5 protein-coding genes are annotated in these 4,072 nt (G+C 42.5%); 3 read left to right on the forward strand and 2 right to left on the reverse strand.

Annotation, left to right across the window (positions count from 1 at the left end):
- Together AB4517_RS19315 and AB4517_RS19320 are read left to right on the forward strand one after the other, a co-directional pair.
- A partial coding sequence (locus tag AB4517_RS19315) for a DsbA family protein (protein ID WP_372149240.1) occupies nt 1–401 on the forward strand: 401 nt, incomplete at its 5' end.
- 65 nt (nt 402–466) lie between these two features.
- Entirely contained in the window at nt 467–907 is a 441-nt protein-coding gene (locus AB4517_RS19320) for a YiiD C-terminal domain-containing protein (protein ID WP_102366907.1), read from the forward strand.
- A gap of 22 nt (nt 908–929) precedes the next feature.
- Here the strand turns inward: AB4517_RS19320 and AB4517_RS19325 are convergent, their stop codons facing one another.
- Complete coding sequence (locus AB4517_RS19325) at nt 930–1,031, reverse strand: transposase family protein (RefSeq protein WP_102430419.1); 102 nt, start codon at nt 1,029–1,031, stop codon at nt 930–932.
- 652 nt (nt 1,032–1,683) lie between these two features.
- Complete coding sequence (locus AB4517_RS19330) at nt 1,684–3,111, reverse strand: sodium:alanine symporter family protein (protein ID WP_032545312.1); 1,428 nt, start codon at nt 3,109–3,111, stop codon at nt 1,684–1,686.
- A 709-nt stretch (nt 3,112–3,820) separates the two neighbouring features.
- Between AB4517_RS19330 and AB4517_RS19335 the strand changes: the two genes are divergently transcribed.
- Nucleotides 3,821–4,009 (forward strand): DUF3545 family protein, encoded by a 189-nt coding sequence (locus tag AB4517_RS19335; protein WP_017059319.1) that lies wholly within the window; start codon nt 3,821–3,823, stop codon nt 4,007–4,009.
- Nucleotides 4,010–4,072 lie beyond the last annotated feature (63 nt).

Genomic DNA, 4,072 nt, shown 5'->3' on the forward strand with positions numbered 1-4,072 from the left:
AGCTTGGAGAAGACGTTGGATTTAAATTCGACTACTTTGACGGGCTAAAAGCTGTAAATACCCTTGATGCTCATATTCTTCTGGAGCATGCAAAAAGTGTAGGCAAGCAAACCGAGCTTAAAAACCGGTTATTTGCTTCGTTTTATAGCGAGCAAAAAGATATATCCAGCAAGAGTACCCTCGAGCAAGAGTTGCAAAGTCTTGGTATTAATGTTGACGAAGCAATGCAATGCCTAGATGATGATGATATTCGAAGTCATGTCCAGTCGCTGGAACAACAATGGAAACAAGCGGGTATATCAGGTGTTCCAACGGTTGTATTCAATCGCGAGAGCGCTATTTCTGGAGCCCAATCAGTGGATACTTATAAGCAAGTATTAACTGAATTAGCTAAAGTGTAATTCCTGCATCCCTCTAAAACGGACTTTTGCAATATTGTGGCGGTCTGAAAAAGGCAACGGTCTATATGAAAAATAGAGAGCTTGAAGTCTACCTTCATCATCATATACCAGTATCAAAGTCTCTCGGTATCGGTGTGAATACTTGTAGCAGCAAAAATATCGAGATTACTGCACCATTGAGAGTGAATACAAACCACATGAATACGGTGTTTGGCGGCAGCTTATCTGTTGTTGGTATTTTGGCAGGTTGGTCTTTAGTTTATGCCCAGTTAGAGGGTAAAAAACATCAAATTGTTATTCAAGAAAATAGCATTCGATACCTGAAGCCCGCCAACAAAGATGTAACAGCAGTATGTAAATATGACAACCTTACGGCGTGGTCTCGGTTTCATCGTGCGTTTCAACGCAAGGGAAAAGGGCGTGTTCAAATAGCCTGCAATCTATTTTGTGCGGATGAGTTGGTTGCTACTTTTGAGGGAGTATACGTCGTTTTTAATAAAGAGTAATTAGGTCAAAATGCAAAGAAAACTAAAACTTACGCAACCAATCCAGTTTGTCACGCCCGAACTTTTCAATTTCTTCCCAACCTTGACTTCCTGCAATCACAACGCTAGTGGTAAGGAACAGAATATCAAAGAGTTTATTTACAACTCATCCTGATTGGCGTGTATCTTCAATGGCTACAAAGTACTTGAATAAATTGAGCTCAGACATGGTTGACTTGGTTTGTTATCAAAAAGAAGTATAAGATAAAAAACTTAGCTCAAGGTAAAGCTTGGTGATCTTGCCCTGTACTCTACGGCTACCGCTCACCGCTCGTTTTGTAGATAAAGAGGGCAAAACTAATTATAGATCTTTGATAATTTGGGATATTTTTTCTAATCAATATTAGTCGACTTAGACAGAGTACTCTAAATGATTCCTGTCCAGAAACGTTTTTCAGCGGGTGGTCAAGAAAAATCATAAATGCCTAGCGAGTAGTGAGCTGTGCGAGCGTAAGGAGTGGCTTTATTATTTTACTTTACCATCACTTCCCTTAAATACCCTTTTGGCAGGGTGATGCTTTCACGCAGTGATGCCATCGCCTTGCTAAGCCTTAAGGGATAAAAAAAGCGTACACACCAATATACATAGTATGTACGCTTTATGTATCAACAAGAAGTATTGCTAGTAAAGGGCTGTCACTCACTCACGCGCAAATAGACATGGTTTTTACTGTATACTCTTAACGCCTTAGCCTTTCTAATCACTTTAGGATGAGCCGTTTATCGCTCCAACAAGATTACTTCTTGTTGTTGTCCCAAATACCGTCTTCCAGCTGAGACTTAAGCTCTGGGAAGTCATTCGAATCGAATGTTGGTACTTTACCCGCGTCTAGTTGGCGGTTGTAGTCTTTCGCTAGCTTAATCACGATACCTGATAGCAGGATAATCGCCACCAAGTTAACAATCGCCATTAGGCCCATCGATACGTCAGCCAGTGCCCATACCGTTGGTAACGTCGCTAGAGAACCGAACATAACCATACCCAGAACAACGATACGGAACAGCACTAGGCCCTTCTTGTTGTTGTGCTCAAGGAAGATAAGGTTCGTTTCAGCGTACGAGTAGTTTGCAATGATTGAAGTGAAAGCGAAGAAGAAAATCGCTACCGCTACAAAAATGCCGCCCCATTCGCCCACTTGTGCTGTTAGTGCACGTTGCGTTAGTTCGATACCCGTTACTTCACCGTGTGGTACATACTCACCAGACATCAGGATGATTGCGACTGTTGCTGAACAGATAACAATGGTATCCATGAACACGCCTAGCATTTGCACGTAACCTTGTGATGCTGGGTGCGGTGGGTAAGGCGTAGCAGAAGCTGCTGCGTTTGGCGCAGAACCCATACCCGCTTCGTTCGAGAACAAACCACGTTTGATGCCGTTAATCATCGCTTGTGCGATTGCGTAACCTAGGCCACCCGCTGCTGCTTCTTGCAGACCGAATGCACTCTTGAAGATAAGAGCCAGTACTTCAGGCACTTTCTCGATGTTCGCGAACATCACGTACATAGCGATCGCTAGGTAAGCCAATGCCATGATTGGAACGATGATTTCTGCTGTGCGTGCAATCTTACGGATACCACCGAAGATAACGAACGCAGAGATGATTACGATACCAACACCAACGTAGCTACGCTCAAGGTCGAATGCCGTATTCATTGCGCTTGCAATCGCGTTCGCTTGAACCGCGTTGAATACAAGACCAAATGCAATGATGAGGAAGATAGAGAATAGAACCCCCATCCAACGCATGCCTAGGCCTTTCTCCATGTAGTATGCAGGGCCGCCGCGGTAGTTACCGTCGTTATCACGCGTTTTGTATAGCTGTGCCAGTGTGCTTTCTGCAAACGATGTTGCCATACCTAGCATTGCGATTAGCCACATCCAGAAGATAGCACCAGGGCCACCAGCGGTTAGTGCTACAGCAACACCTGCCATGTTACCCGTACCTACACGAGCAGCGAGACTAGTACAAAGAGCTTGGAAAGAAGAGATACCAGCACTGTCTGCTTTACGGCTGTTTCTAAGAACAGAGAACATGTGGCCGAAATGGCGGAATTGAATGAAGCCTAGTCGTACAGTGAAGTAGATACCCACACCAACCAGTAAGTAAACTAAGATAGATCCCCAAAGGAGATCGTTCATCAAATTGATTAAGTCTGTCACGTGAACCTCGTAATTGAGTTTAAGCACCGATCATGCTTCCTAGCCTTCCTCTTAATCGCCTATGCCTCTGTCAATGTTGTGTCGGCACTCTTGTTATATTCTTGCGGCGATTGAGACTGTAAATGTCGCTTCATGCATCCATTTTACGTATCAGTGTATTTTTTGACGGGCGGATAATGCAGCGAGACGGCCTAAAAATCAATATGCAAATACACTTATATTAAAATGACATTTCACTAATAACACACCTTTTGTTAACACAACTTTCAACAATGCAGCCCAATAAAAGTCACATTATCGGGACATAATATCAACAACAGCCACGGCACTACCCCAACAAGAACACCATCCTATAAAAATGACGTCAGCCTAGGTTTTACAAGGTATAGTGAAGATCTTCGTTTTTTTCTAGGCCAATGAGATCCCTATACCGCACGGTACCATGTGCACTTCAATGCATTGTAGTCAAAACGCTATTCCATTCGCACAATGAATTAACATTCAATAACCCCCAATTTAATCGTTTACTTAGGTTTGTTTGCCTGTTTTTTATACATAATAATTCTCACAATGTGTGAGCATGCATAAGAAAATAGAACAAAAGCTTCATGGATTTGAAACAAATGAGAAACAAATCAAAGTTATTGTGAACCTAAATATGATATTTATTGGTTCGTAAGAACTAGTCCCACGGAAGGAGATATGGCTTATGGATAGCTTTCAATTCGATGAAGTATCAGAACTAGAAATGCCTCGTGTAACTCAAAAATCACGCTCGAAACCACTCAAGCGTAAGTGGCGTGAAATCGAAGCCATCAACGATCGTAGGCAGCTTGAGAAAGAGCTGAGAGAGATGAACCTAGGTCTTGATTTTAGCCTTGACGATATAAAACTTTAATCAGCACGATAAGAAATCAGATAGCAAAAGGCACCTATATAGGTTAATGCCGTTCACTTAAGA

Source organism: Vibrio sp. 10N.222.52.C3 (assembly GCF_041474195.1).
Taxonomy (GTDB): domain Bacteria; phylum Pseudomonadota; class Gammaproteobacteria; order Enterobacterales; family Vibrionaceae; genus Vibrio; species Vibrio crassostreae_C.